The following is a 24,671-nucleotide window of genomic DNA, read 5'->3' on the forward strand; positions in this document are numbered from 1 at the left end:
GCCACTGCCGCAGGCTGCGATAAGCCCCGGAGGGGCTTCCAGCAATCTCAAGAGCACGACTGCTTCGTCGGAAGTGCCGCCCAAGCCGATCGCAACCTGTGGCAGCGGCTACAGGTCCGTGCCCTATCGACAAGAACAATAAAGAGGCCCCGCCCATGTCCAGCTCGACCCTTGCCCTGCCCAGCGCCACGCAGACGTCCGACACCTATCGGCGGATCACCTGGCGGCTGATGCCCCTGCTGTTCACCTGCTACATCTTCGCCCACCTCGACCGCATCAATATCGGCTTCGCCAAGCTGCAGATGACCCAGGACCTGGGCTTCAGCGACAGCGTCTACGGTTTTGGCGCCGGCCTGTTCTTCATCGCCTACGCGCTGTTCGGCGTGCCCAGCAACCTGGCCCTGGACCGGGTCGGGCCGCGCCGCTGGATCGCCACCCTGATGGTGGTCTGGGGCCTGCTGTCCAGTGCCATGCTGCTGGTGGACAGCGCCGCCGGCTTCTACCTGTTGCGCTTTCTGCTGGGGGTGGCCGAAGCCGGATTTTTCCCCGGCATCCTGGTGCTGCTCAATCGCTGGTTCCCGGCCAGCCGCCGCGGCCAGGTGACCGCGCTATTCGCCATCGCCGTGCCCATGGCCGGGGTGATCGGCGGGCCGCTGTCGGGCTGGATTCTCGAAAGCTTCCACGACCTGGGCGGGATGCGCGGCTGGCAATGGATGTTCCTGATCGAAGGCCTGCCGGTGGTCCTGCTTGGCCTGGTGGTGCTCAAGGCGCTGCCGGAAAGCATCGACAGCGTCGGCTGGCTGACGGCCCAGCAAAAGCAGCAACTGCACGCGGCCCTGAGCCAGGAAGAACAGCACAAGCCGATCACCCGCTTCGCCGGCATCCTCCAGGACAGGCACATCTGGCTGCTGGTGTGCATCTATTTCGCGGTGATGCTGGCGGTCAACACCATTGCCTTCTGGATGCCGACCCTGATCCACCATGCCGGCATCGCCCGCGACAGCCGCGTCGGCCTGCTCAGCGCCCTGCCGTACCTGGCCGGCTGCCTGTTCATGATCGGCGTCGGTCGCTCTTCCGACCGCCTGCGCGAACGGCGCTGGCACCTGAGCGTGCCGCTGCTGATGTCCAGTGTCGGCCTGATCGCCGCCGGCCTGGCCCCGGACAACGCCTGGCTGGTGATGGCCGGGCTGCTGGTGGCCGGCATGGGCGCCAGCGCCGCGCTGCCAATGTTCTGGCAACTGCCGCCGGCCTTTCTCGCCAGCAACACCCAGGCCGCGGGGATCGCCCTGATCAGTTCCTTCGGCAGCATCGCCGCCTTCCTCGCGCCCTACCTGATCGGGGTGGTCCGCGACGCCACCCAGAGTGCCAGCCTCGCCCTGTATGCCCTGGCCCTGCTGATCGCCGGCGGCGCCTGGCTGGTGCTGCGGGTGCCGGCCCTTATCGTCAATCCCCAGGAGAAGTAACCATGCTCAGCACTTCGGACATCCAGCAGGCCGCCGCCCGCCTCGACGCCGCCGAACGCAACCGGGAACAGATCGCCCAGCTGTCGCTGGAGTTTCCCGGCATCACCCTCGAAGACGCCTACGCCATCCAGCGCAGTTGGGTGGAACACAAGATCCGCGCCGGGCGCAAGCTGGTCGGGCACAAGATCGGCCTGACCTCGCGGGCCATGCAGGTGTCGTCGAACATCAGCGAGCCGGACTTCGGCGCCCTGCTGGACGACATGCTGTTCGAGGAAGGCAGCGACATTCCCTTCCAGCGCTTTATCGTGCCGCGGGTCGAGGTGGAGCTGGCGTTCATTCTCGGCAAGCCGCTCAAGGGCCCGAACTGCACGCTGTTCGATGTGCTCGACGCCACCGAATGGGTGATCCCGGCCCTGGAGATCATCGACGCGCGCATCCAGCAGGTCGACCCGCAGACCCAGGCCACGCGCAAGGTGTTCGATACCATTTCCGACAACGCCGCCAACGCCGGGGTGGTCATGGGCGGCCGCGCGGTGCGCCCCGGCGATATCGACCTGCGCAAGGTACCGGCGGTGCTCTATCGCAACGGCGTGATCGAGGAATCCGGGGTCTCCGCGGCGGTGCTCAACCATCCGGCCAAGGGTGTGGCCTGGCTGGCCAACAAGCTGGCGGCCTACGACGTCGGCCTGGAGGCCGGGCAGATCATCCTTGGCGGCTCCTTCACCCGCCCGGTGGCCGCCCGCCCCGGCGACACCTTCCACGTCGACTACGATCAGCTTGGCAGCATCGCCTGCCGTTTTGTCTGAGGAGCACGCTCATGCAACTGCCGATCAATCATTTCAAGCAACGCCTGCGGCAGGACGCGCCACAGATCGGCCTGTGGCTGGGCCTGGCCAACGCCTATTGCGCGGAGCTGGCGGCCAACGCCGGTTTCGACTGGCTGCTGCTGGACGGCGAACACGCGCCCAACGACCTCAACAGCCTACTCGGCCAGTTGCAGGCCATCGCGCCCTATCCGGTGCAAGGCATCATCCGCCCGCCGGTGGGCGACACCGCGCTGATCAAGCAACTGCTGGATATCGGCGCCCAGACCCTGCTGATCCCCATGGTCGAAAGCGTCGAGCAGGCCCGGCAGCTGGTGCGCGCCATGCGTTATCCGCCGGCGGGCATCCGTGGCGTCGGCAGCGCCCTGGCCCGGGCGTCGCGCTGGAACAGTATCCCCGGTTACCTGGACCAGGCCGATGAGCAGATGTGCCTGCTGCTGCAGATCGAGAACCTCGAAGGCCTGGCCAACCTGGATGCCATCGCCGCCCTGGACGGGGTCGACGGTGTGTTTATCGGCCCGGCCGACCTCTCGGCAGCCATGGGTCATCGCGGTAACCCGGGGCATCCCGAGGTGGTCGCGGCGATCGAAGACGCCATCGCGCGGATCCGCAAGGCCGGCAAGGCCGCCGGGATCCTCAGCACCGACCGGACCCTGGCACAGCGCTATATCGAACTGGGGGCGAACTTCGTCGCGGTGGGGGTGGATACCACGGTGCTGATGAAGGGGTTGCTGGGGTTGCTGGGGCAGTACAAGGAGGTGGCGGCGCCTACCTCGGGTGGCGGCGTTTACTAACCCCTGTAGCCGCTGCCGAGCCTGCGAGGCTGCGATCGACTGCGCAGCAGGCGCAAAACCTGTGATTGCTTTGGGGCTGGTTCACCGCGCTGGCTCCTTGTGGCCGCTACGTCGGAATGCCGCCCAGCCCGATCGCAGCCTCGCAGGCTCGGCAGCGGCTACGGGGCTACGGGGCTACGGACCTCAGCCCTGGCGCGCCGCCAGGCGCCAGACCCGGGCGATATCCGCGGCCCTGTCCCGCAGCAAGCGCGGCGCTTCGGCACAGGCCTGCTCCAGGGTCATGGGGCCGGCGGCCAGGGCAAAGGCCGCATCCACGCCGTGTTCGTACATCTGCTCGTAGCCTTCGCCCAGGGTCCCGGCGATCACGATCACCGGCACATTATGCTGCTTGGCGATGCGCGCCACGCCAAAGGGGGTCTTGCCGCGCAGGGTCTGGGCGTCGAAGCGACCTTCGCCGGTAATCACCAGGTCCGCGCCCTGCACGGCCTCGGCCAGCCCCACCAGTTCCGCCACCACTTCCACCCCTGGACGAAAGCGCGCGCCGAGGAACGCCTTGGCGGCGAACCCCAGGCCACCGGCGGCGCCGCTGCCCGGCTCGTCGCGCACGTCCTTGTCCAGCACCTGCGCGGCCTGGTCGGCGAACTGGCCGAGGGCCCGGTCCAGCTGTTCGACCTGTTGCGGCGACGCGCCCTTCTGCGGGCCGAAAATCGCCGAGGCGCCGTGGGGACCGCACAGCGGATTGTTGACGTCGGCGGCGATCTCGAAACGCACCTCGGCCAGCCGTGGGTCGAGGTGGCTCAGGTCGACCCGCGCTACCTGTGCCAGGGCCAGGCCGCCCAGCGGCAAGGCCTGGCCATCGCCATCCAGCAGGCGCACGCCCAGCGCCTGCAAGGCACCGCTGCCGGCGTCGTTGGTGGCGCTGCCGCCGATGGCCAGGATCACCCGCCGCGCGCCGGCATCCAGGGCCGCGCGGATCAGTTCGCCGGTGCCGATGGTGCTGCTGGTGCAGGCATCGCGCTGGCCCGGCGGCACCAGTTGCAGGCCGCTGGCCTCGGCCATTTCGATGATCGCGGTCTGGCTCTGCGGCAGCCAGCCCCAGCGTGCGTCCACCAGCGCTCCCAACGGTCCCTGGACCCGGGTGGTGCGCAACTGGCCCTCGCAGGCATCGAGGATCGACTCCACCGTGCCCTCGCCGCCGTCCGCCATCGGGCACTGGATCAGCTGCGCGTGCGGCCACACCCGCGACAGCCCTTCGGCGATGGCGCTGGCCACGCCAGAGGCACTCAGGCTGTCCTTGAAGGAGTCGGGGGCGATGATGATTTTCATGGGCTATCTCCGGTTCTTATGGCGCCCATGCTGCCAGTTGGCCGCGACCTTGACCCCGGTCGGCTGCACAAGTGTGGGGCGGCTTTATTGTTCATTTCTACAATAGCCTCGCCGCCCGCGCCGGTAGCCGCTGTCGAGCATTAGCGAGGCTGCGCACGACCGCGAAGCGCTCGCAGAACCGCGCCACACCGATAGACAGATAGACCGCGGTGCCAGGTTTTTTTTGCGGCTGCCGTGCAGCCGATCGCAGCCTCGCCGAGGCTCGGCAGCGGCTACACGCTCTGCGGCAACAGTTGCACCCCCAGGTACAGCGCCAGCATGCCGTCGAGCCTGAGCGGGTCGACGCCGCTGAGTTCGGCGATGCGCTCCATGCGGTAGCGCAGGCTGTTGCGGTGGATGCCCAGGGCGTCGGCGCAGGCCTGGCTCTGGCCGTCGTGCTCGCACCAGCTGCGCAGGGTCGCCAGCAGCTGGCCATTGCTGTCCTTGGCGATGACCTTGCGCAAGGGACTGAGCAGTTCGTCCAGGGCATCGTCATTGCGATGGCGCCAGAGCATCACCGGCAGACGGAAGCGATTGAGGGTCAACAGCCGCGACTGGGGCTGCACGTCACGGCCATAGGCGAGCAAGTCGCCGACCCGCCGGTAGCAGCGGCGCAGCCCCGCCAGCCCGTCGGCCTGCCCGCCCACGGCGATGCGCAGGATGTTCCAGCCCAGGCTGTCGAGCTTTTCCAGCAGCCGCGGGTTGTCGACGCTCAGGGTCGCCGGCCGGCACCACAGCAACGAGGACTTGGCCGAGCTGACGCACCAGCTGTCCGGGTAGCGGGACATCAGCCAGGCGCTCAGGGCCTCGACGGTCTGCTCCGAGCCCTGCGCCGCTCCTTCCTGGTTCTGCCCCAGCTCGAACAGATAAGGCGTGCGCGGCAATTGCGGCTTGAGCCCCATCTGCTGCGCCTCGTCCACCAGCCGCGGCGAATCCCCGCTGTCGCTGAGCAGCAGCGCCAGCAAGTCGTCGCAACGCTGGCGGCGCCATTGCTGTTCGGCCTGCTGGTGACGCTGGCCCACCAGCATCTCGGCGGTCATGCGCACCAACTCGGCATAGGTGCGCAGCCGTTCCGGCTCGCCGGTGATGCCCAGCACGCCGATCAGCCGCTGGTCGTGCAGCAACGGCAGGTTGATCCCCGGCTGCACGCCCTTGAGGTGCTTGGCGGTCTGCGCGTCGATCTCCACCACCCGGCCGTTGGCCAGCACCAGCTGCGCGCCTTCATGACGGGTGTTGATGCGCTCGGGCTCGCCGCTGCCAAGGATCAGGCCCTGGCTGTCCATGACGTTGACGTTATAGGGCAGGATGGCCATCGTCCGGTCGACGATATCCTGCGCCAGGTCGTGATCCAGTTCGAACATAGCGGCGTGATCCTAGGAAAGCGGGCTCGGGACGATGACAAAGGCTTGTTCACCGGCACAGGGGATGCCGGCAAACCCTGTGCGCCGGCACAAAGACAGCGGCCCATGGGGTGACCGAGACTCTCGGGGCGATCAACGTTAACCTCGCATCGCAAAAAATCATAATAAAGAGAGACACGCCATGTCACAGAGCGCCGCTGCCACCCTGGCCACCGATGACGATAAAAACGCCGTCTACAAGCGCATCACCCTGCGCCTGATCCCCTTCATCTTCATCTGCTACCTGTTCAACTACCTCGACCGGGTGAACGTCGGCTTCGCCAAGCTGCAGATGCTCGATGCCCTGAAATTCAGCGAAACCGTCTACGGCCTCGGCGCCGGGATCTTCTTCATCGGCTACGTGCTGTGCGGCGTGCCAAGCAACCTGGCGCTGAACAAATTCGGCCCGCGGCGCTGGATCGCGCTGATGATGATCACCTGGGGCACGCTCTCGACCTGCCTGCTGTTCGTCACCACCCCGACCCAGTTCTACACCCTGCGCCTGTTCACCGGCGCCGCCGAGGCCGGCTTCTTCCCCGGCGTGGTGCTGTACCTCTCGCAGTGGTTCCCGAGCTTCCGCCGCGGCCGCATCATGGCCCTGTTCATGTCGGCGATCCCGGTGTCCGGCCTGCTCGGCAGCCCGTTCTCCGGCTGGATCCTCAACCACTTCGCCGCGGGCCAGGGCGGCATGGCCGGCTGGCAGTGGATGTTCCTGCTGCAAGGCATCCCCACCGTGATCCTCGGCGCCCTGGCGTACTTCCTGCTCAATGACAATTTCGCCCACGCCAAGTGGCTGAGCCCGCAGGAACGCGCGCTGCTCGAAGCCGACCAGGCCGAAGACGCCGCGCGCAAGCCGCGGACCACCGGCGACTCCCTGGCGGCGGTGTTCAAGAACCCGGCCATCTGGGCCTTCGGCCTGATCTACTTCTGCATCCAGAGCGGTGTGTACGCCATCAACTTCTGGCTGCCGTCGATCATCAAGAACCTCGGCTTCAGCGACAACCTGGTGATCGGCTGGCTCAGCGCCATTCCGTATCTGCTGGCGGCGCTGTTCATGCTGATGGTCGGTCGCTCGGCCGACCTGCGCCAGGAACGCCGCTGGCATCTTGTAGTACCGATGCTGATGGGCGCCATCGGCCTGGTGATCGCGGTCAACTTCGCCGCCAACCCGACCATCGCCATCCTCGGCCTGACCCTCGCCACCATGGGCGCCCTCACCGGCCTGCCGATGTTCTGGCCGGTGCCGACCGCGCTGCTGAGCGCCGGCGCCGCCGCGGGTGGTTTGGCGCTGATCAACTCCATGGGCCAGATGGCCGGCTTCCTCAGCCCCTATATCGTCGGCTGGGTCAAGGACAGCACCGGCTCCACCGATGCCGCGCTGTACCTGCTGGCGGGCGTGATCGTCAGCGGCAGCCTGCTGGCCCTGCGCATGACCCGCACGTTGAAACGCTGAGCCATAGCTCCGTGCCTGCCACCGGGCCTGCCCTCTGGCGGGCCCGGCTTCCCGGGACAAGCCGGGGGTTTGTCACCACCTCGCTACAAAAAGCAACAGCCCACCCGAGCACACCCGTGGTATATCGGACAGAGGTCCGGCCGCGGCCGTTTTCCATTGGCTGGATCGATTGATGACTCCCTCGCAGACCTTACCGAAGGAAGACCCACACGATCATGACCGCGTCCATTTCCCTCGCCCGCCTGAGCGACATCCAAGCCCTGGAGCAACAGCAACCCCTGGCCCAACGCAATCTTCCCGCCAGCACCTATGAACTGCTGCAACGCTCGGCCAGCCGTTTCGGCGAGCGCACCGCCCTGACCTTCCTGCCCCAGGGCAGCATCCAGGACCAGCCCTGGAACATCAGCTACGCCGAGTTGTTCGCCCAGGTCACCCGCACCGCCAACGCCCTGCACCGGCTGGGCATCCGCCCGGGCAAGGCCGTGTCCTTCCTGCTGCCCAACCTGCCGCAGACCCATTACGTGATCTGGGGCGGCGAGGCCGCCGGGATCGTCAACGCCATCAACCCGCTGCTGGAGCCGGAACACATCGCCGAACTGGTCCGCGCCTCGCGCACCACGGTGCTGGTGACCCTGGCGCCCTTCCCCGGCACCGACCTCTGGCAAAAGGTCGCCAACCTGCGCGAGCGCCTGCCGGAGCTGGAGGCCATCTTCACCATCGACCTGGCCAACCTGCTGCCCGAGCCGCAACGCAGTGCGATCAAGAGCCAGCGCCCAGCAATGCCGGAGGACGTGCTGGACTTCGACACCCTGCTCGCCGCCTGCCCCGCCGACCACCTGGAAAGCGGCCGGGTGATCCAGCCGGACGACATCGCCTCGTACTTCCACACCGGCGGCACCACCGGCACGCCGAAACTGGCGCCCCACAGCCACCTCAACGAAGTGGCGATGGCCGAGATCATCGGCCTGCACGGCGACTACGACAGCAACGATGTGCTGCTCTGCGGGCTGCCGCTGTTCCATGTCAACGGGGTGATGGTCACCGGGCTGTCCGCCTTCCACCGGGGCGCCCGGGTCCTGCTGGCCGGCCCCCAGGGCTACCGCAACCCGACGCTGATCAAGGATTTCTGGCACCTGGTGGAGCGTTATCGGGTCAGCAGCTTCAGCGGCGTGCCAACCATCTATGCCGCCTTGCTGCAGGTGCCCAACGACGGCATCGACGTTTCCAGCCTGCGCTTTGCCGTGTGTGGCGCCGCGCCCATGCCGGTGGAGCTGATCCGCCAGTTCGAGGCGCGCTCGGGGCTGAAAATCATCGAGGGCTACGGCCTCACCGAAGGCACCTGCGCCACCAGCTGCAACCCCCAGGACGGCGAACGCCGCCCCGGCTCCATCGGCCTGCGCCTGCCGTACTGCGAGGTCAAGATCGCCGTGCTCGACAGCGACGGCCATTACCTGCGCGACGCTGCCACCGACGAGCCCGGCAATGTCTGCCTGCGCGGGCCGACGGTGTTCAAGGGTTATCTGCAGGCCGACAAGAACCAGGGCCTGTGGCTCGACGGCGGCTGGTTCAACACCGGCGACCTGGGGCGCATCGACCGGGACGGCTACATCTGGCTCACCGGGCGCAGCAAGGACCTGATCATCCGCGGCGGCCACAACATCGACCCGCAGATGATCGAGGAAGCCCTGCACCGCCACCCGGCCGTGGCCATGGCCGCGGCGGTGGGCAAGCCAGACATCAAGGCCGGCGAGCTGCCGGTGGTGTACATCCAGCTCAAGGCCGGCGCCAGCGCCGATCCGGCCGAATTGCTGGAGCACGCCGCGCGGCATATCCATGAACGGGCCGCGGTGCCCAAGGACGTCTGGCTGCTCGAGCAGATCCCCCTGACGGCCGTGGGCAAGACCTTCAAGCCAGCCCTGCGCCTGGACGCCATCCGCCGGGTGTTCGAGGACGAGGTGCGCCAGGTTGCCGACGGCATCCGCGTCGAAGCCGTCAGCGACGAGCGCCACGGGCAACGGGTGGATATCCATGTGCCCGGCCTGGACGCGACCCGCCGCGCCGCCCTGGACCAGCGCCTGAGCGGTTACGCGGTGCGCTACCAGTTGCACTCGGCCTGAGTCGCCGGCGGCCCCGGCCGTCGGGGTCGCCGCACTGCAAGGCATTCACCCGTAGCCGCTGCCGCAGGCTGCAATCGGTTTGGGCGGCACTCCGTGCGAAGCGGCCGTGACCGGAGAGAAGCCGTTTTGCTGACAGACCGCGTCATGGCTGATGGCGAGTCCTGCGGCCTCGATCGCAGCCTGCGGCAGCGGCTACAGTTTCAGCTTCTGCGCTGACGGACCAGATGCTTGCCCCCCCCGTATTGGTGCGGCCATGTTTCATTCAGGCGCGCCGCCAGCCGCTTCATAGCGATACCCTGGATGCAGGTCGGCGCCCGCCGGCGCATCCAGTTCCAGCACCAGGCCACCCGGTATCCGCACGAAGATCTGCCAGCTGCCGTCCTGTGGCACCTGCGCCACCTGATGCGGCAGGCCGCTGGCCTGGACCCGCTGCAACACCTGTGCGGCATCCTCCTCGGTCCTGAAGGCGATATGGCTGAGCGCTGTCTCGGCGAAGGTCGGTTGCTCGATCACGTGCACCAGCGCCTGCCCGTCCTGGTACAGCCAGCGTCCGGGAAAGGGAAACGGCGGGCGCCGTCCGGCCTCCAGCCCGAGCAAGGCCTGGAAGGCCCGCTGCAAGGTGTCGCCCTCGGCGGTGTTGAACGCCAGATGATCGAAATGCCAGGTCATGACACACCTCCGCCACCGATGACGGCGGTCCGATCCGACAAGAAAGTACTGAACGGCTTCATGGTTCACCCTCATGCAATGGAAGTGACTGCATATTCCCAGCTTGATAATCGAGGAAAAATCCCGGTAAAACACAAGGATCTTTAAAGGATTTTTAGCAATGAGCTCGATTCTCGACCTTGAAGTCTTCGTCCGTACCGCCGACTCCGGCAGTATTTCCGCCGCCGCCCGCAGCCTGGAGTTGACCCCCGCCGCCGCCAGCATCGCCCTCAAGCGCCTGGAGACGCGCCTGGGCATGCGCCTGCTGGCCCGCTCGACCCGCAGCATGCGCCTCACCGAAGAAGGCCGACGCTACCTGGACAGTGTGCGCGTGGCCCTGGCGGCCCTGGCGGAGGGCGAACAGGCCCTCAAGCAACAAAGCCAGGGGCTCAGCGGTGTGCTGCAACTGGCGGCGCCGTCGGATTTCGGGCGCAACCTGCTGCTGCCCTGGCTGGACGATTTCAAGCGCGAACACCCGCATATCCGCCTGCAACTCTTGCTCAACGACCGGCACAGCGACCTGTTCCGCGAAACCGTCGACATCGCCCTGCGCTTCGGCGTCCCCAGCGACTCCAGCCTGGTGGCCCTGCCTATCCTGCCCCGGCATCACCGGCTGGCCTGCGCCAGCCCCGACTACCTGGCGCGCCGCGGCATCCCGCAAACACCCGCCGAGCTGAGCGAGCACAGCGCGCTGCTGTACCTGCGCAACGGCCGCCCCTACAACAGCTGGCATTTCAGCCGCGACGGCGAGGTGCAGGAAGTCCAGGTGCGCGGCGACTACCTCAGCGACGACGGCGAAGTGGCGCGGCGCTGGGCCCTGGCCGGCCACGGCATCGTCTACAAGGCCTGGCTCGATGTGGCCAGCGACATCCGCGCCGGGCGCCTGGTGCCCCTGCTCGGCGACTGGCAAGGTGAAAGCGTGCCGCTCAACCTGCTGTGCCCGCACCGTTTGCAGGTCTCGGAACGGGTGAAGGCGCTGCAAGGCTTTTTGCAGGCCCGCTGCCAACTGCTGGCCGGATAATTCAGATTGCCCCCTACGCCCGTTCTGGTATTTGATGGGCGTCCCATGACCGGTCGCTGGCCGCTGTCGCGCCGGCCTTACCTCACGCACAAGGATTTCGTACATGAGCTATCGCATCCTCGGCCACTCCGGGCTGCACGTGTCCCCCCTGACCCTCGGCACCATGATGTTCGGCGAACAGACCAGCACCGAGGATTCCCTGCGCATCATCGACAAGGCCTGGGACCAGGGCATCAACTTCATCGACACCGCCGACGTCTACACCAACGGCCGCTCCGAGGAAATCGTCGGCGAAGCCATCGCCAGCCAGCGTGACCAATGGGTGCTGGCGACCAAGGTCGGCTTCGGCCCCGCCGATGGCCTGCCCAACCGCAGCGGCCTGAGCCGCAAGCACATTTTCAATGGCATCGACGCCAGCCTGACCCGCCTGGGCACCGATTACATCGACATCTACTACCTGCACCGCGAAGACCACAACACGCCGCTGGAAGTCACGGTCTCGGCCATCGGCGACCTGCTGCGCCAGGGCAAGATCCGCTACTGGGGCCTGTCCAACTACCGTGGCTGGCGCATCGCCGAGGTGATCCGCATCGCCGACCGGCTCGGCGTCGACCGGCCGGTGATCAGCCAGCCGCTGTACAACATCGTCAACCGCCAGGCCGAGACCGAACAGATCACCGCGGCCCAGGCCTACGGGCTGGGCGTGGTGCCCTACAGCCCGCTGGCGCGTGGCGTGCTCAGCGGCAAGTACGCGCCGGATGTCGCCCCCGACAGCAACAGCCGCGCCGGGCGCCAGGATAAACGCATCCTGGAAACCGAATGGCGCGTCGAGTCGCTGCGCATCGCCCAGCAGATCCAGCAGTACACCCAGGGCCGCGGGGTCGGCATGGTCGAATTCGCCATCGCCTGGGTGCTGAACAATGCCGCGGTCAGCTCGGCGATCGTCGGCCCGCGCACCGAGGCACAGTGGGACGCCTACACCAAGGCGCTGGAGGTGAAGATCAGCGCCGAGGATGAGGCCTTCATCGATTCGCTGGTCACCCCGGGGCATGCCTCGACCCCGGGTTTCAACGACGTCAGCCACTTCGTCTCCGGACGCACGCCACGCTGATCCCTCCACAGTGGCGGCCCCTTCCGCGGGCCGCCCGCTGGCGCATTGCCGGTCAGCGGCGGCAAACGGGATATTTTCCCGTAACCGGCGCTAAATCCGAGTAAACGTCTCGCGCCAAACCCTCTATATTCCCCGCAGTTTTTCCCTCCACCCATTTGCCTGGTTCAGGTCGCACGAGGACAGCTTGTCTAAAGGTATTGCTCTATCGGTCTTGGCGTCGGTGCTGTTTGCCGTCATGTATTTCTACACCTCCTTGCTGGCGCCCCTGACCGGGGTGGAAATTTTCGGCTGGCGCATGCTGCTCACCGCGCCGTGCATGACGGTGTTCATGCTGCTGAGCGGCGAATGGCGGCATGTCGGGGCCATCCTCAAGAGACTGCTGGGCCAACCGCTTCTGCTGCTGGCGCTGCCGCTGTCCGCGGCGCTGCTCGGGGTGCAACTGTGGCTGTTCATGTGGGCGCCGTTGAATGGCTACAGCCTGGATGTGTCGCTGGGGTATTTTCTGCTGCCGCTGACCATGGTCCTGACCGGGCGCATCGTCTACGGCGAACAGCTGTCGCGGCTGCAAAAGATCGCCGCCGGCCTGGCGACCCTGGGGGTGCTCAACGAGCTGTATCAGGTGGGCAGTTTTTCCTGGGCGACCTTATTGGTGGCCATCGGTTATCCCGTCTATTTCGTACTGCGCAAACGCCTGGCCGCCGACAACCTGGGTGGCCTGTGGCTCGACATGGCCCTGCTGCTGCCAATCGCGCTGTGGTTCGTGCAAGGCGGCGAGCAGGGTTTTGCCGTGGTCGATCAACACCCCTGGCTGTACCTGCTGATTCCGTTGCTGGGGTTGATCAGTGCCTCGGCGCTGGTGGCCTACATCATCGCCAGCCGCCTGCTGCCCTTCAGCCTGTTCGGCTTGTTGAGCTATGTCGAACCGGTGTTGCTGCTGGCCGTGGCCCTGCTGCTGGGAGAAAGCATCCAGACCGGGGAATGGCTGACCTACCTGCCGATCTGGCTGGCGGTGCTGGTACTGGTGTACGAGGGGTTCAAGCATTTGCTGCGCCAGCGCAGAAGCTGAAGCCCAACCTGTGGCCGTTGACTCCCTGACAGACCGCATCGAAGCGGATAGCGAGTCCTACGGCCTCGATCGCAGCCTGCGGCAGCGGCTACAAGGATCGGGTCTGGCCTTGAGCGGTTGGTCGATGCAAAACCTGTAGCCGCTGCCGCAGGCTGCGATCGACCGGAACGGTCGTGGCGGGCTACAGGTGCCCGTGGGTTCAGGGCTTGATCTGCTTCAGCTCGTTGAGCAGGGCCAGCAAGGCCTGCATCTTCTCTTCGCCGAACTGCTGCTGGATGCGTTGGTAGTTGATTTCCATGTCGCCGCTCATGGACTCGAAACAGGCCTCGCCCTTTTCCGTCAGGGTGATGAACAGGCGGCGCTGGTCCTCGGGGGACTTGCGCCGGCTGACGTATTCGTCGCGCTCCAGGCGGGTCAGCACGCCGGTCATGCTTGGCGGCAGGATGCAGGCCATTTTTGCCAGTTGGTGGCTTTCCAGCTCGCCGTTCTGGCGCAGGATGCGGATCACCCGCCACTGCTGCTCGGTCAGGTCGTGCTGGTTGAGGGATGGGCGAAAGAATGCCATGGCCGCTTCGCGGGCCTGCAGCAGGGTCAATGTCAGGGAAGGTCTTGGGTTGGTCATGTGCGGGTCGTTCACAGGGTTGGATGGCGACGCTCGGCGCCACGAAGGCCGAACATTAACACATTCACAATTGCCAACCGACAGGCAAAACAAAGCCCGGTCGAGGATTCCCCGACCGGGCTGCATCGCCAGGCAGGCTGCGGCTTAGTCGGTGGACAGCACGCCACGACGGACCTGGTCGCGTTCGATCGATTCGAACAGTGCCTTGAAGTTGCCCTCGCCGAAACCATCGTCGCCTTTACGCTGGATGAATTCGAAGAACACCGGGCCCATCAGGGTTTCCGAGAAGATCTGCAGCAGCAGGCGCTTGTCGCCCTCTTCCGAGGAACCGTCCAGCAGGATGCCCCGCGACTGCAGCTCCTTCACCGGCTCGCCGTGGTTCGGCAGGCGGCCTTCGAGCATTTCGTAGTAGGTGTCCGGCGGCGCGGTCATGAAGCGCATGCCAATCTTCTTCAATTGATCCCAGGTCTTGACCAGATCGTCGGTGAGGAAGGCCACGTGCTGGATGCCCTCGCCGTTGAACTGCATCAGGAACTCTTCGATCTGCCCGGCGCCCTTGGACGACTCTTCGTTCAGCGGGATACGGATCATGCCATCGGGCGCGGTCATGGCCTTGGAGGTCAGGCCGGTGTATTCGCCCTTGATGTCGAAGTAACGGATCTCGCGGAAGTTGAACAGCTTCTCGTAGAAACCGGCCCAGTAGGCCATGCGCCCGCGATACACGTTGTGGGTCAGGTGGTCGATGATCTTCAGGCCGGCGCCCTGCGGATGACGGTCCACGCCTTCGAGGTAGACGAAGTCGATGTCATAGATCGAGCTGCCTTCGCCGAAGCGGTCGATCAGGTACAGCGGCGCGCCGCCGATGCCTTTGATCGCCGGCAGGTTCAGCTCCATCGGGCCGGTTTCGATGTGGATCGGCTGGGCACCCAGTTCCAGGGCGCGCTTGTAGGCCTTTTGCGAATCCTTGACGCGGAACGCCATGCCGCATACGGACGGGCCGTGCTCGGCGGCGAAGTACGAGGCGACGCTGTGGGGCTCGTTGTTGAGGATCAGGTTGATTGCACCCTGGCGATACAGGTGCACGTCTTTGGACCTATGGGTCGCGACCTTGGTGAACCCCATGATCTCGAAGATCGGCTCGAGGGTGTTGGGGGTAGGCGATGCGAATTCGATGAATTCAAAGCCCATCAGGCCCATCGGGTTTTCGAAGATATCTGCCATGGTTGGCGCCTCATCATGCTTTTAGACATTAACGGATCGTGAGTGGCTAGCAATGCTGAGGCAGGCAGGTGGCGCGCAAGAGATACCCCGCACGCTGCGGGCGAGGAAATCACCGTAAATCAGTTGAAACCCGAGAATCTTCATGTCGACCCTGTCTTACCGGCTGGGGGGCGAGGCTTCTGCTGCCAGAAGACTTTATTATTGTATGCGTAACCAGATTCTACACAGCGTAAAACTGTTTGTCCGCACTCTCTATAAAATCCGCTTTTTTTCCAGGCCCGCAAGGGGTTTGTTGCACTGGTAAATGCCCCACAGGATCAGCACGCCGCCCAGGCACATGGCCAGGCTCAGGCGTTCGTCCAGCAGCAGCGCGCCGAGGATCACGGCGGTCAGCGGATTGAGCGCGATAAACACCCCCGAGCGGGTCGCGCCGATCTTGCGCAGGCCGTCGTAATACCAGATGTACGCCAGGGCCGAGCCCAGCACGCCGAGGTACAGCAGGCTCAGGCCCTGCTCCAGGGTCAGGCTCGCCAACGCCTCGAGGCGCACCTCGCCACGCAGGGCCGCGGTGCACCAGAGCATCGCCGTGCCCAGCAGGATCGAATAGGTCACGGTCTGCAACGGGCCCAGGGTCTGGTTCAGGTTGCGCGAAAACAACGAATAGACGCCCCAGCCCAGCACGCAGCCGAAAATCAGCAGGTCCCCGCGCCAACTGCCCGGGCCGCTGGACAAGGCCCCCGGATCGCGGCTGAGGATTACCACCCCCGCCCCACCCAGGCACAAGGCAATGCCGAACAGCCTGGCGCCACTCAAGCGCTCCTTGAACAGCGCCCAGGACGCCAGGGCAATCACCGCCGGATTGAGCGCGACGATCAACGAGGCGCGCGAGGCATTGATCGCTTGCAAGCCCTCGAAGAAACACAGGTTGTAGAAAAAGATCCCGAAAAACCCCAGCACCGCCAGCTGGGCGAACTGCGCCAGGCTCGGGCGCACCAGGGCGATCCGGGCGATCGCCATGAACAGCAGCAAGGCCAGGCTGGCCAGGAGAAAACGCAGGCTGGCGGCCGGCAAGGGCTCCAGGGTGCCCGCCAGCAGGCGCCCGGCGACGAAGGTGCCGCCCCAGATCATGGTGACCGCCGCCAGCTTGCAATACACCGGCAGATCGGAAGGCCCGGCACAGGTTTGATCGACAGTTTTCATAAGGCCCCGAGGCGCGGATCAAGGAAGGTTCGGGTATTCTTCAGCTAATACTCGATCATCGTAAAATGAGCCTTTACTCATGACCCTGAGCCAACTGCAGATCTTCTCCCTGGTGGCCGAGCTGCGCGGTTTCACCAGCGCCGCCAGCCGGCTGGGCATCAGCCAGTCGGCGGTGTCCCACGCGCTCAAGTCCCTGGAGCAGGAACTGGGGGTCGAGCTGATCCGCCGGCATCAGTCGCTGGTGGAGCTCACCGATATCGGCCAGCAACTGTTGCTGCGGGCCCGCGCCATCCTCGGCCTGGCCGCCACCATGGAACAGGAAGCCGCCGATGCCCGCGGCATGAAACGCGGCACCTTACGCATCGGCTCGTTCGGCCCGACCTCGTCGATGAAACTGCTTCCGGCGATCCTCCAGCGTTACCGCGCGGCTCATCCCGGTATCGAGGTGCACATCGACGAGGGGCCCGACCGCCAGGTGCTGCAATGGCTGGAGGAACGGCGCATCGATGTCGGTTTCGTCGTACTGCCCCAGGAGCGCTTCGACTGCTTCGCCCTGGTGGAAGACCAGATGGTGGCGCTGATCCCCAGCCGGCACGGGCTGGCCGCCAAGGACTCGGTGAGCCTTGCCGAGCTGTGCGACGACCCGTTCATCCTCACCGAGGCCGGTTCCGCCGAGCTGGTTTCCCGGCTGTTCCTCGCGGCCAGGCTCAGCCCCAATATCCGCTATCGCAGCTCGCAACTGCTCAGCACCCTGGAGACCGTGGCCCGCGGCGACGCCCTGACCCTGGTCGCCCAGTTGTCGCTGCCCGAGGCCAGCGACCCGCGTTACCTGATCAAGGCGCTGTCCCCTCCCGCCCGACGCCAGGTAGGGTTGGCGGTGCTGGACCGGCGGCAGGCGTCGCCAGCGACCCTGGCCTTTATCGAGCAGGCGCGGAGCCTGTATCGCCATGACTGAGCACAACCCGGAGGTGCCGTCTATCATGCCCTTGGACCGGATGCCGCCGTACCGTCCACCGGCTTTTGAGCGTTTTCTGGCTTCCATTTCGCCACAGGTTTTTCCTCCATGCCACTGACCGCCAAAGGTTCGTTGAAACGCTCCACCCGCAACCTGTGGACCCTGCTGATCGGCTTGCTGCCGGTAGTGCTGGGCGTGGCGATCCTCTATATGCAGGCCGAGCGCGCGCTGATCCGCAGCAGCCAGCAGACCGCCGAGGAAGCAATCCGCCAGTTCGACCTGATGCTCGACAACACCGATATCGCCGCCCGGGCGCTGATGGCGCAAGTCGGCCAGCCCTGCGACGACTTCAGGCAACTGGCCCTGCGCGAACAGGTCACTCGCCGCCCGTTCGTACGCTCGACCAATCTGGTGTGGCGCAATGACAATTACTGCAGTTCGCTGCTCGGCCCATCGTCGTTCGCGCTGGACCCGGCCGACTATGTCGACGGCAAGCTGTGGTTGATGGACGGCAACCCCGTCACGCCCAATGCCGCGCTGCTGGTCTATCGCCTGCAAGAGGGCGAACGCGCGGTCCTGGCCACCATCGACGGTTATCACCTGAGCAACGCCTTGCGCCTGATCAGCCGCTTTGCCGAGCTGCAACTGCAAGTCGGCCCCTACTGGCTGGCCGACGATGGCCAGGTCCATGAATCCGTCGCTGCGCCGCCCCCGGTAGCCCCTTATCGGATGGCCTCTTCGCGCTACCCCTACAGCGTCAACTCGGGGTTCCCCGAGGGCGATATCTGGCTCTACATGAAGTCCCAGTACCCTGCCCTGTTCAGCCTGCTGATCTTCTTCGGGGTGCTGGCGGCGGTCCTTGGCCACTGGCTGCAAAAGCGCTCGTCGTCACCCAGCCACGAACTGCAGCGCGCCCTGGAAGCGGCGGAGTTCATCCCGTACTTCCAGCCCGTGGTCCGTGGCGACACTAAGCAGTGGGCCGGCATCGAAGTGCTGATGCGCTGGAAACACCCCCGCGAAGGCCTGGTGCGTCCAGACCTGTTCATTCCCTTCGCCGAGCATTCCGGCCTGATCGTGCCCATGACCCGTTCGCTGATGCAACAGACCGCCCTGCTGCTGGCGCCCCACGCCCAGACCTTCATCGACGACTTCCATATCGGTATCAATATCACCGCCAGCCATTGCCAGGACCTGGAGTTGCTGGAGGATTGCCGGGAGTTTCTCGGCCTGTTCCCGCCGGGCAAGGTGCGACTGGTCCTGGAGCTGACCGAACGCGAACTGGTGGAACCGACCGCGATCACCCACAGCCTGTTCGAGGAACTGCACAAGTTGGGGGTGATGATCGCCATCGACGACTTCGGCACCGGCCACTCAAGCCTGGGTTACTTGCGCAAGTTCAATGTCGATTATCTAAAGATCGACCAGAGCTTCGTGGCCATGATTGGTGTCGACGCCCTGTCCCGCCACATACTCGACAGCATCATCGAACTCTCGGGAAAACTCGAACTGGGAATAGTCGCCGAGGGTGTGGAAACAGCGGAACAACAGGACTATCTGGCCGCCCATGGCGTCGACTTCCTGCAGGGCTACTTATTCGGCAGACCGATGCCCGGGGAAGAATTCCTACAAGCGCTGGCGCGCCATTAAATAGCCATTTCTTATGAAGATTTATTGAACTCGGTAATTGTTTCACGCACCAATTTGAATCAGAAGATGACAAATTGTGTGCATCAACAACGACGTGATTTACTTGCGCCAGATTAACTACTACAATTTTTCCAGCCTGTACAAGATTCACAGGTGGGCCATTATAATCGAGTCGTTCTAAGGCTCTTGGCTTATAGCTTTGTTTGCGGTTGGTATCAGCCAAATACACTATTGGAGTAAAGATATTGTCCAGACTCGCTGAATTTCGTGCAGCAGAAAAGGCCCTTCAAGAACAGCTCGCCCAGCTGGAATCCCTGAAGAACGACGCCGGACTCAAGAAAGAAATCGAGTTCGAGGAAAAGCTCCAGGGCCTGATGAAGACCTACGGTAAAAGCCTGCGCGACATTATCGCCATTCTCGATCCTCATCCGGGCAAATCCGCTCTGCCGCTCTCGGGCGCGCCGAAAACCCGTCGTGCACGCGTGGTCAAGGTTTATCAGAACCCGCATACCGGCGAGCTGATCGAAACCAAGGGCGGCAATCATCGTGGCCTTAAAGCCTGGAAAGAACAGTACGGCGCTGCCACTGTAGATTCCTGGCTGCGCAGTTAAGCAACCGACGTATATAAAAGACCCTGCCAATGCAGGGTCTTTACCTTTAAGCCAAGGCTCTTTGTTTCGAAATCGAATAAGTTGCAGCCCATCGATTGCCTGAGCGGCAATAAACACCCAGCCACAACTGCAGCTGCGCACCCAATCCCGCGCTCGCCCCTACAACTTTGTACTTAGTTCAAAGGCGCGAACCGCGACGTCCGACGTAGCACAATCGTTCCCGTTAAAGTTTCAGGCTACTTCGCACCCCGCGGATTTCCTCCTGACTGTCGGCATAAACCGCAGCCTGTCCGGCATAAGACAATACATAGGCCTTATCGCCATCGACAGCCGCCACCAGTGTTTGCGACAACACATGACGGCCGTTTTCGGTAATGGTGCAAGTGGTTTCCAGCGCTGCCAGACGACTCAATGTCGTGTCATGAATGCGCGTGCACACACTTTGATAACCGCCGCGCCCGAAGTCCTTCTGCACCGACTTGCGCATCTCCAGCAAGACCGCCTGCAGATTGACCTGATGCCCACTTTCAACTTGAGTCATGGTCAACTCCATGACCATCAGCGGCGTACCGCCGGCATCGTTTTTCACCGCGCGCTGCCGGAACACCTTGGCCGGTTGTTCTTGCGCCTGTGGCAACTCTTCGATCTGCCAGCCGCTGGGCCAGGTGATCAGTGGATCCGCCGCCTCGGCCAGGGCCGGACACAGAAGCCAGGGCGCAAGCAGACACAGGGTTTTGAACGATAAGCGCATGGTCATGAACACGTAGGGGACGAGCCCTGAAGTCTGAGGCTGGCAGGAGTATCGAGCAACAGATTCGTAGCTTTGTGTTTGGTGCGCCCTGCCGCTCTTGCGTATCATTGCCCGACCGCAAGGACGCCCGAAGCCCTGCAAGCCAAGGGACCGCTCGTGAGCGCGAGCGCCGTTTGCCCCACTTCTTTTCCGGAGGGCCCATGAGCCTGCACGAACTCAATACTTTCCCCGGCGTGACTGCCCAGCCTGACAGCGCCACCAGCAACTTCGTGTTCAACCACACCATGCTGCGGGTCAAGGACATCACCCGATCCCTGGACTTCTACACCCGCGTCCTGGGTTTCTCGCTGGTGGAAAAACGCGACTTCCCCGAAGCCGAATTCAGCCTGTACTTCCTCGCCCTGGTGGACAAGGCGCAGATCCCGGCCGACGCCGCGGCCCGTACCGAGTGGATGAAGTCGATCCCCGGCATCCTCGAACTGACCCACAACCACGGCACCGAGAACGACGCGGATTTCGCCTACCACAACGGCAACACCGACCCGCGCGGCTTTGGCCATATCTGCATTTCGGTGCCGGACATCGTCGCCGCCTGCGAACGCTTCGAAGCCCTGGGCTGCGATTTCCAGAAGCGCCTGAACGACGGCCGCATGAAGAGCCTGGCCTTTATCAAGGACCCGGACGGCTACTGGGTTGAAATCATCCAGCCAGCGCCGCTGTAAACCGCGTTTTTTTGTAGGAGCGAGCTTGCTCGCGATAAACGTCAACGATGACGTGCGTCACCAGAATGGACGCGTTGTTCTTGCACTCATCGCGAGCAAGCTTGCTCCTCCAGGAAGCGACGAATACCCACAAAAAACCCCATGAGCCAAGGCTCATGGGGTTTTGTTTTTTCCGCTGTCGACTCAGGCCGGCGCGGAGGTGCGGATCAGGTGGTCGAAGGCACTCAGCGAGGCCTTGGCGCCCTCGCCTACCGCGATCACGATCTGCTTGTACGGCACGGTGGTCACGTCACCGGCGGCAAACACGCCGGGCAGCGACGTCTCGCCACGGGCATCGACAATGATCTCGCCACGGGGCGACAGCTCGACGCTGCCCTTGAGCCAGTCGGTGTTCGGCAGCAGGCCGATCTGCACGAAGATCCCTTCCAGGTCGACGGTGTTGAACTCGCCCGAATCGCGGTCCTTGTACACCAGGCCGGTGACCTTCTGGCCGTCACCCTTGACTTCGCTGGTCAGCGCGCTGGTGATCACCTTGACGTTCGCCAGGCTGTACAGCTTGCGTTGCAGCACGGCGTCGGCGCGCAGCTTGCTGTCGAACTCCAGCAGGGTCACGTGGCTGACGATACCCGCCAGGTCGATGGCCGCTTCGACGCCGGAGTTGCCGCCACCGATCACCGCCACGCGCTTGCCCTTGAACAGCGGGCCGTCGCAGTGCGGGCAGAAGCACACGCCCTTGGCCTTGTATTCCTGCTCGCCGGGCACACCCATCTCGCGCCAGCGGGCGCCGGTGGCCAGGATCAGCGACTTGGCCTTGAGGCTCGCGCCGCTTTCGAAACGCACTTCGTGCAGGCCGCCGACTTCCTTGGCCGGCACCAGCGCGCTGGCGCGCTGCAGGTTCATGATGTCGACGTCGTACTGGCGAACGTGTTCTTCCAGGGCGCTGGCCAGTTTCGGCCCTTCGGTTTCCTGGACCGAGACGAAGTTCTCGATGGCCATGGTGTCCAGCACCTGGCCGCCGAAACGCTCGGCCGCGACACCGGTACGGATGCCTTTGCGGGCCGCGTAGATCGCCGCCGAAGCACCGGCCGGGCCACCGCCGACCACCAGGACATCGAAGGCGTCCTTGGCGCTGATTTTTTCCGCCTGCTTCTCGATGGCGCCGGTGTCGAGCTTGCCGAGGATTTCTTCCAGGCCCATGCGGCCCTGGCCGAAGTTCACGCCATTGAGGTAGACACTGGGGACCGCCATGATCTTGCGATCGTTGACTTCGTCCTGGAACAGCGCGCCATCGATGGCGACATGGCGGATGTTCGGGTTCAACACCGCCATCAGGTTCAGCGCCTGGACCACGTCCGGGCAGTTCTGGCAGGACAGCGAGAAGTAAGTCTCGAAGTTGAACTCGCCTTTGAGGGCGCGGATCTGTTCGATCACTTCGACACTGGCTTTCGAGGGGTGGCCGCCGACTTGCAGCAAGGCCAGCACCAGGGAAGTGAATTCATGGCCCATGGGAATGCCGGCGAAACGCAGGCTGATGTCGCTTCCCGGGCGATTGATCGAGAACGATGGTTTACGCCCATCGTTACCGTTGTCGAGCAAGGTAATCTGGCTGGAAAGACTGGCAACGTCTTTCAGCAATTCGAGCATTTCCTGGGATTTCGCACCGTCGTCGAGAGAGGCGACGATCTCGATCGGCTGGGTGACCCGTTCCAGGTATGACTTCAACTGGGCTTTAAGATTGGCGTCCAACATACGGGCGATTTCCTTTTATTCAGATCGAAAAAAAACGCCCGAGCGAATCTCGCCCGGGCGTTCTCGAGGGCGGTGCAGCTGACTTAGGTGCGGCGGTCCGCCCTGCCGTAGCGAGTCACAGGCTTAGATCTTGCCGACCAGGTCCAGGGAAGGAGCCAGGGTGGCCTCGCCTTCTTTCCACTTGGCTGGGCAGACTTCGCCTGGGTGGGCAGCGACGTATTGAGCGGCCTTGATCTTGCGCAGCAGCTCGGAAGCGTCGCGGCCGACACCGCCGTCGTTGATTTCAACGATCTTGATCTGGCCTTCAGGGTTGATCACGAAGGTGCCACGGTCAGCCAGACCGGCTTCTTCGATCAGCACGTCGAAGTTGCGGGAGATGGCCAGGGTCGGGTCGCCGATCATGGTGTAGCGGATCTTGCCGATGGCTGGCGAAGTGTTGTGCCAGGCAGCGTGGGCAAAGTGGGTGTCGGTCGAAACGCTGTAGATTTCCACGCCCAGTTTCTGGAATTCGGCGTAGTTGTCTGCCAGGTCTTCCAGCTCGGTTGGGCAAACGAAGGTGAAGTCAGCCGGGTAGAAGAACACGACGGACCATTTGCCTTTCAGGGTGGCGTCCGACACTTCGATGAACTCGCCATTCTTGAAGGCGGTGGCTTTGAACGGTTTGACTTGGCTGTTGATGATAGGCATCGGTGATTCTCCATCAGTGGGTAAAAACTTGGGTTGAAAACTTGATGGGGAGAATCCTAACCAATGCGCCCAGCCGAGGCTCATTGGCAAAGCTGATGCTGCTGATTAGGTTTGGCTATTAGCACGCAGTATTAATAGAAGAAATGTGTATTTACTCGCCGACCGGCTTTTCCTGGGTCAGGGCCATGCCGAGAAACGGGCTGGCCTCGACATAACGCATGGCCGACTTGATGTCCTTCCAGCCGACATAGCTCATCAGCGACTTGAGGTCCCAGCCACTGCGGTGGGCCCAGGTGGCAAAGCCGCGGCGCAGGGAGTGGCTGGTGTATTGCTCGGCGGCGACCCCGGCGCGCTCCAGGGCCTGGCGCAATAACGGGATCACACTGTTGGCGTGCAGGCCCTCCTCGCTCAAATGGCCCCAGCGATCGATGCCACGAAACACCGGGCCGCGCACCAGGGCGGCGACGTTGATCCACTCGATATAGGCCTGGACCGGACATAGCCGGCGCAGCGCCGGGGTGTGCCAGGTCTTGCCGAGGTTGTCGCGGTCGCTCTTGCTGCGGGGCAGATACAGGCTGATGCCGGAACCCGCCACCGCCTGTACGTGCTCGATCCGTAGCCGGCACAACTCATCGCTGCGAAAGCCACGCCAGAACCCCAGGAGAATCAGCGCGCTGTCACGCCGCGCCCGCAGCAGGGCCGGCCGATTGTCATCGAGCCGGGCCTGGCTGGCTTCCTGCTCCAGCCAGGCGATGACCTGCTCCAGGTGCTGCAACTGCAAAGGCTCGGCCTGTTTCTCCTGCGCCGGGTGCAGCGCGCGAATGCCCTTGAACACCTGGCGCACCACCGGCGCCTTGGTCGGGTCGGCGAATCCCTGGCTGTTGTGCCACTGCGCCAGGGCCGAGAGTCGCAGCTTCAGGGTATTGATCGACAGCTCCCCGGCATACGCCGCCAGATAACGCGCCACGCTGTCGCTGGTCGCCGGCAGGAATCCGCCCCACGTCACCTCGAAATGCTCGATGGCCGCCCGGTAGCTGCGCCGGGTGTTGTCGCGCGTCGCGGCGTGCAGGTAACGATCCAGTTCACTCATGGCTTGCTCGACTCGTGTTGCGGTACGGAAATGGCGGGGTGAAACAGGGCGATCTTGCTATGACACGGGGTAATATCAGTATATCCCATGTCAA

Annotated in this window: 22 protein-coding genes; 12 read left to right on the forward strand and 10 right to left on the reverse strand. The window is 64.2% G+C overall.

From position 1 onward, the window contains the following. Positions 1–155: 155 nt before the first annotated feature. Genes IF690_RS16825 through hpaI form a run of 3 tightly spaced genes read left to right on the forward strand, consistent with a single transcriptional unit; the run spans position 156 to position 3,081 of the window. Positions 156–1,463 carry an MFS transporter gene (locus IF690_RS16825; RefSeq protein ID WP_202696572.1) on the forward strand — a complete coding sequence of 436 codons (1,308 nt, stop codon included), beginning with the start codon at positions 156–158 and terminating at the stop codon, positions 1,461–1,463. Positions 1,464–1,465: 2 nt separating this feature from the next. Beyond that, entirely contained in the window at positions 1,466–2,269 is an 804-nt protein-coding gene (gene hpaH / locus IF690_RS16830) for a 2-oxo-hept-4-ene-1,7-dioate hydratase (protein ID WP_202696573.1), read from the forward strand. Positions 2,270–2,280: 11 nt separating this feature from the next. Further along, entirely contained in the window at positions 2,281–3,081 is an 801-nt protein-coding gene (hpaI, locus tag IF690_RS16835; RefSeq protein ID WP_202696574.1) for a 4-hydroxy-2-oxoheptanedioate aldolase, read from the forward strand. Positions 3,082–3,264: 183 nt separating this feature from the next. Here hpaI and IF690_RS16840 read toward each other — a convergent pair whose 3' ends face one another. Beyond that, on the reverse strand, positions 3,265–4,407 hold the full coding sequence (locus IF690_RS16840; RefSeq protein ID WP_202696575.1) for a glycerate kinase: 1,143 nt from the start codon (positions 4,405–4,407) through the stop codon (positions 3,265–3,267). Positions 4,408–4,679: 272 nt separating this feature from the next. Further along, a complete protein-coding gene (locus IF690_RS16845) occupies positions 4,680–5,807 on the reverse strand; it encodes a sugar diacid recognition domain-containing protein (protein ID WP_202696576.1) in 1,128 nt (375 codons plus the stop codon). A 181-nt stretch (positions 5,808–5,988) separates the two neighbouring features. Here IF690_RS16845 and IF690_RS16850 point away from each other — a divergent pair, with 181 nt between their 5' ends. Then, complete coding sequence (locus IF690_RS16850) at positions 5,989–7,299, forward strand: MFS transporter (RefSeq protein WP_202696577.1); 1,311 nt, start codon at positions 5,989–5,991, stop codon at positions 7,297–7,299. A gap of 215 nt (positions 7,300–7,514) precedes the next feature. Continuing rightward, the gene (locus tag IF690_RS16855) at positions 7,515–9,416 is read left to right on the forward strand and encodes an acyl-CoA synthetase (RefSeq protein ID WP_202696578.1); all 1,902 of its coding nucleotides are present in this window, start codon (positions 7,515–7,517) and stop codon (positions 9,414–9,416) included. 258 nt (positions 9,417–9,674) lie between these two features. Here the strand turns inward: IF690_RS16855 and IF690_RS16860 are convergent, their stop codons facing one another. Continuing rightward, a complete protein-coding gene (locus IF690_RS16860; protein WP_202696579.1) occupies positions 9,675–10,085 on the reverse strand; it encodes a VOC family protein in 411 nt (136 codons plus the stop codon). A 160-nt stretch (positions 10,086–10,245) separates the two neighbouring features. On the opposite strand from IF690_RS16860, the gene IF690_RS16865 reads away from it, so the two are divergent. The 3 genes from IF690_RS16865 to rarD all read left to right on the forward strand — a co-directional run bounded on the left by IF690_RS16865 (position 10,246) and on the right by rarD (position 13,322). Then, complete coding sequence (locus IF690_RS16865; RefSeq protein WP_202696580.1) at positions 10,246–11,145, forward strand: LysR family transcriptional regulator; 900 nt, start codon at positions 10,246–10,248, stop codon at positions 11,143–11,145. 103 nt (positions 11,146–11,248) lie between these two features. Continuing rightward, positions 11,249–12,256 carry an aldo/keto reductase gene (locus IF690_RS16870; RefSeq protein WP_202696581.1) on the forward strand — a complete coding sequence of 336 codons (1,008 nt, stop codon included), beginning with the start codon at positions 11,249–11,251 and terminating at the stop codon, positions 12,254–12,256. A 184-nt stretch (positions 12,257–12,440) separates the two neighbouring features. Then, the gene (gene rarD / locus IF690_RS16875) at positions 12,441–13,322 is read left to right on the forward strand and encodes an EamA family transporter RarD (protein WP_202696582.1); all 882 of its coding nucleotides are present in this window, start codon (positions 12,441–12,443) and stop codon (positions 13,320–13,322) included. A 199-nt stretch (positions 13,323–13,521) separates the two neighbouring features. Here rarD and hpaR read toward each other — a convergent pair whose 3' ends face one another. From hpaR to IF690_RS16890, 3 genes are all read right to left on the reverse strand, one after another. After that, a complete protein-coding gene (hpaR, locus tag IF690_RS16880) occupies positions 13,522–13,944 on the reverse strand; it encodes a homoprotocatechuate degradation operon regulator HpaR (protein WP_007921772.1) in 423 nt (140 codons plus the stop codon). 144 nt (positions 13,945–14,088) lie between these two features. Then, positions 14,089–15,165, reverse strand: coding sequence for a 4-hydroxyphenylpyruvate dioxygenase (gene hppD, locus IF690_RS16885; protein WP_023965760.1), 1,077 nt, complete (start codon positions 15,163–15,165; stop codon positions 14,089–14,091). A gap of 252 nt (positions 15,166–15,417) precedes the next feature. Continuing rightward, on the reverse strand, positions 15,418–16,365 hold the full coding sequence (locus tag IF690_RS16890; protein ID WP_202696583.1) for a DMT family transporter: 948 nt from the start codon (positions 16,363–16,365) through the stop codon (positions 15,418–15,420). A 79-nt stretch (positions 16,366–16,444) separates the two neighbouring features. Between IF690_RS16890 and IF690_RS16895 the strand changes: the two genes are divergently transcribed. The 3 genes from IF690_RS16895 (at position 16,445) to IF690_RS16905 (ending at position 19,578) form a co-directional block, all read left to right on the forward strand. Then, complete coding sequence (locus IF690_RS16895; protein WP_202696584.1) at positions 16,445–17,320, forward strand: LysR family transcriptional regulator; 876 nt, start codon at positions 16,445–16,447, stop codon at positions 17,318–17,320. A 108-nt stretch (positions 17,321–17,428) separates the two neighbouring features. Beyond that, positions 17,429–18,967, forward strand: coding sequence for an EAL domain-containing protein (locus tag IF690_RS16900; protein WP_202696585.1), 1,539 nt, complete (start codon positions 17,429–17,431; stop codon positions 18,965–18,967). Between the two features lie 245 nt (positions 18,968–19,212). Then, on the forward strand, positions 19,213–19,578 hold the full coding sequence (locus IF690_RS16905; RefSeq protein WP_009049335.1) for a histone-like nucleoid-structuring protein, MvaT/MvaU family: 366 nt from the start codon (positions 19,213–19,215) through the stop codon (positions 19,576–19,578). A gap of 223 nt (positions 19,579–19,801) precedes the next feature. Here IF690_RS16905 and IF690_RS16910 read toward each other — a convergent pair whose 3' ends face one another. Then, positions 19,802–20,329, reverse strand: a complete 528-nt coding sequence (locus tag IF690_RS16910) for a DUF4946 domain-containing protein (protein WP_202696586.1) — start codon at positions 20,327–20,329, stop codon at positions 19,802–19,804. A gap of 200 nt (positions 20,330–20,529) precedes the next feature. Here IF690_RS16910 and gloA point away from each other — a divergent pair, with 200 nt between their 5' ends. Beyond that, positions 20,530–21,051 (forward strand): lactoylglutathione lyase, encoded by a 522-nt coding sequence (gloA, locus tag IF690_RS16915; RefSeq protein WP_202696587.1) that lies wholly within the window; start codon positions 20,530–20,532, stop codon positions 21,049–21,051. 183 nt (positions 21,052–21,234) lie between these two features. Here gloA and ahpF read toward each other — a convergent pair whose 3' ends face one another. From ahpF to IF690_RS16930, 3 genes are all read right to left on the reverse strand, one after another. Beyond that, positions 21,235–22,800, reverse strand: a complete 1,566-nt coding sequence (gene ahpF / locus IF690_RS16920; protein WP_202696588.1) for an alkyl hydroperoxide reductase subunit F — start codon at positions 22,798–22,800, stop codon at positions 21,235–21,237. 123 nt (positions 22,801–22,923) lie between these two features. Then, positions 22,924–23,487 (reverse strand): alkyl hydroperoxide reductase subunit C, encoded by a 564-nt coding sequence (gene ahpC, locus IF690_RS16925; RefSeq protein WP_007921754.1) that lies wholly within the window; start codon positions 23,485–23,487, stop codon positions 22,924–22,926. A 151-nt stretch (positions 23,488–23,638) separates the two neighbouring features. Continuing rightward, entirely contained in the window at positions 23,639–24,577 is a 939-nt protein-coding gene (locus tag IF690_RS16930) for a site-specific integrase (RefSeq protein ID WP_202696589.1), read from the reverse strand. Between the last annotated feature and the right edge of the window lie 94 nt (positions 24,578–24,671).

This window comes from Pseudomonas sp. SK3(2021), from assembly GCF_016772375.1.
GTDB classification, from domain to species: Bacteria; Pseudomonadota; Gammaproteobacteria; order Pseudomonadales; family Pseudomonadaceae; genus Aquipseudomonas; species Aquipseudomonas chlororaphis_I.

Coding starts and splice junctions, on each gene's coding strand:
- IF690_RS16855 (WP_202696578.1), top strand. CDS start 7,515: ATGACCGCGTCCATTTCCCTCGCCCGCCTGAGCGACATCCAAGCCCTG.
- IF690_RS16895 (WP_202696584.1), top strand. CDS start 16,445: ATGACCCTGAGCCAACTGCAGATCTTCTCCCTGGTGGCCGAGCTGCGC.
- IF690_RS16860 (WP_202696579.1), bottom strand. CDS start 10,085: ATGACCTGGCATTTCGATCATCTGGCGTTCAACACCGCCGAGGGCGAC.
- hpaI (WP_202696574.1), top strand. CDS start 2,281: ATGCAACTGCCGATCAATCATTTCAAGCAACGCCTGCGGCAGGACGCG.
- IF690_RS16900 (WP_202696585.1), top strand. CDS start 17,429: ATGCCACTGACCGCCAAAGGTTCGTTGAAACGCTCCACCCGCAACCTG.
- hpaR (WP_007921772.1), bottom strand. CDS start 13,944: ATGACCAACCCAAGACCTTCCCTGACATTGACCCTGCTGCAGGCCCGC.
- IF690_RS16840 (WP_202696575.1), bottom strand. CDS start 4,407: ATGAAAATCATCATCGCCCCCGACTCCTTCAAGGACAGCCTGAGTGCC.
- gloA (WP_202696587.1), top strand. CDS start 20,530: ATGAGCCTGCACGAACTCAATACTTTCCCCGGCGTGACTGCCCAGCCT.
- ahpC (WP_007921754.1), bottom strand. CDS start 23,487: ATGCCTATCATCAACAGCCAAGTCAAACCGTTCAAAGCCACCGCCTTC.
- IF690_RS16865 (WP_202696580.1), top strand. CDS start 10,246: ATGAGCTCGATTCTCGACCTTGAAGTCTTCGTCCGTACCGCCGACTCC.
- hppD (WP_023965760.1), bottom strand. CDS start 15,165: ATGGCAGATATCTTCGAAAACCCGATGGGCCTGATGGGCTTTGAATTC.
- IF690_RS16870 (WP_202696581.1), top strand. CDS start 11,249: ATGAGCTATCGCATCCTCGGCCACTCCGGGCTGCACGTGTCCCCCCTG.
- hpaH (WP_202696573.1), top strand. CDS start 1,466: ATGCTCAGCACTTCGGACATCCAGCAGGCCGCCGCCCGCCTCGACGCC.
- IF690_RS16850 (WP_202696577.1), top strand. CDS start 5,989: ATGTCACAGAGCGCCGCTGCCACCCTGGCCACCGATGACGATAAAAAC.
- ahpF (WP_202696588.1), bottom strand. CDS start 22,800: ATGTTGGACGCCAATCTTAAAGCCCAGTTGAAGTCATACCTGGAACGG.
- IF690_RS16930 (WP_202696589.1), bottom strand. CDS start 24,577: ATGAGTGAACTGGATCGTTACCTGCACGCCGCGACGCGCGACAACACC.
- IF690_RS16845 (WP_202696576.1), bottom strand. CDS start 5,807: ATGTTCGAACTGGATCACGACCTGGCGCAGGATATCGTCGACCGGACG.
- IF690_RS16825 (WP_202696572.1), top strand. CDS start 156: ATGTCCAGCTCGACCCTTGCCCTGCCCAGCGCCACGCAGACGTCCGAC.
- IF690_RS16890 (WP_202696583.1), bottom strand. CDS start 16,365: ATGAAAACTGTCGATCAAACCTGTGCCGGGCCTTCCGATCTGCCGGTG.
- IF690_RS16910 (WP_202696586.1), bottom strand. CDS start 20,329: ATGCGCTTATCGTTCAAAACCCTGTGTCTGCTTGCGCCCTGGCTTCTG.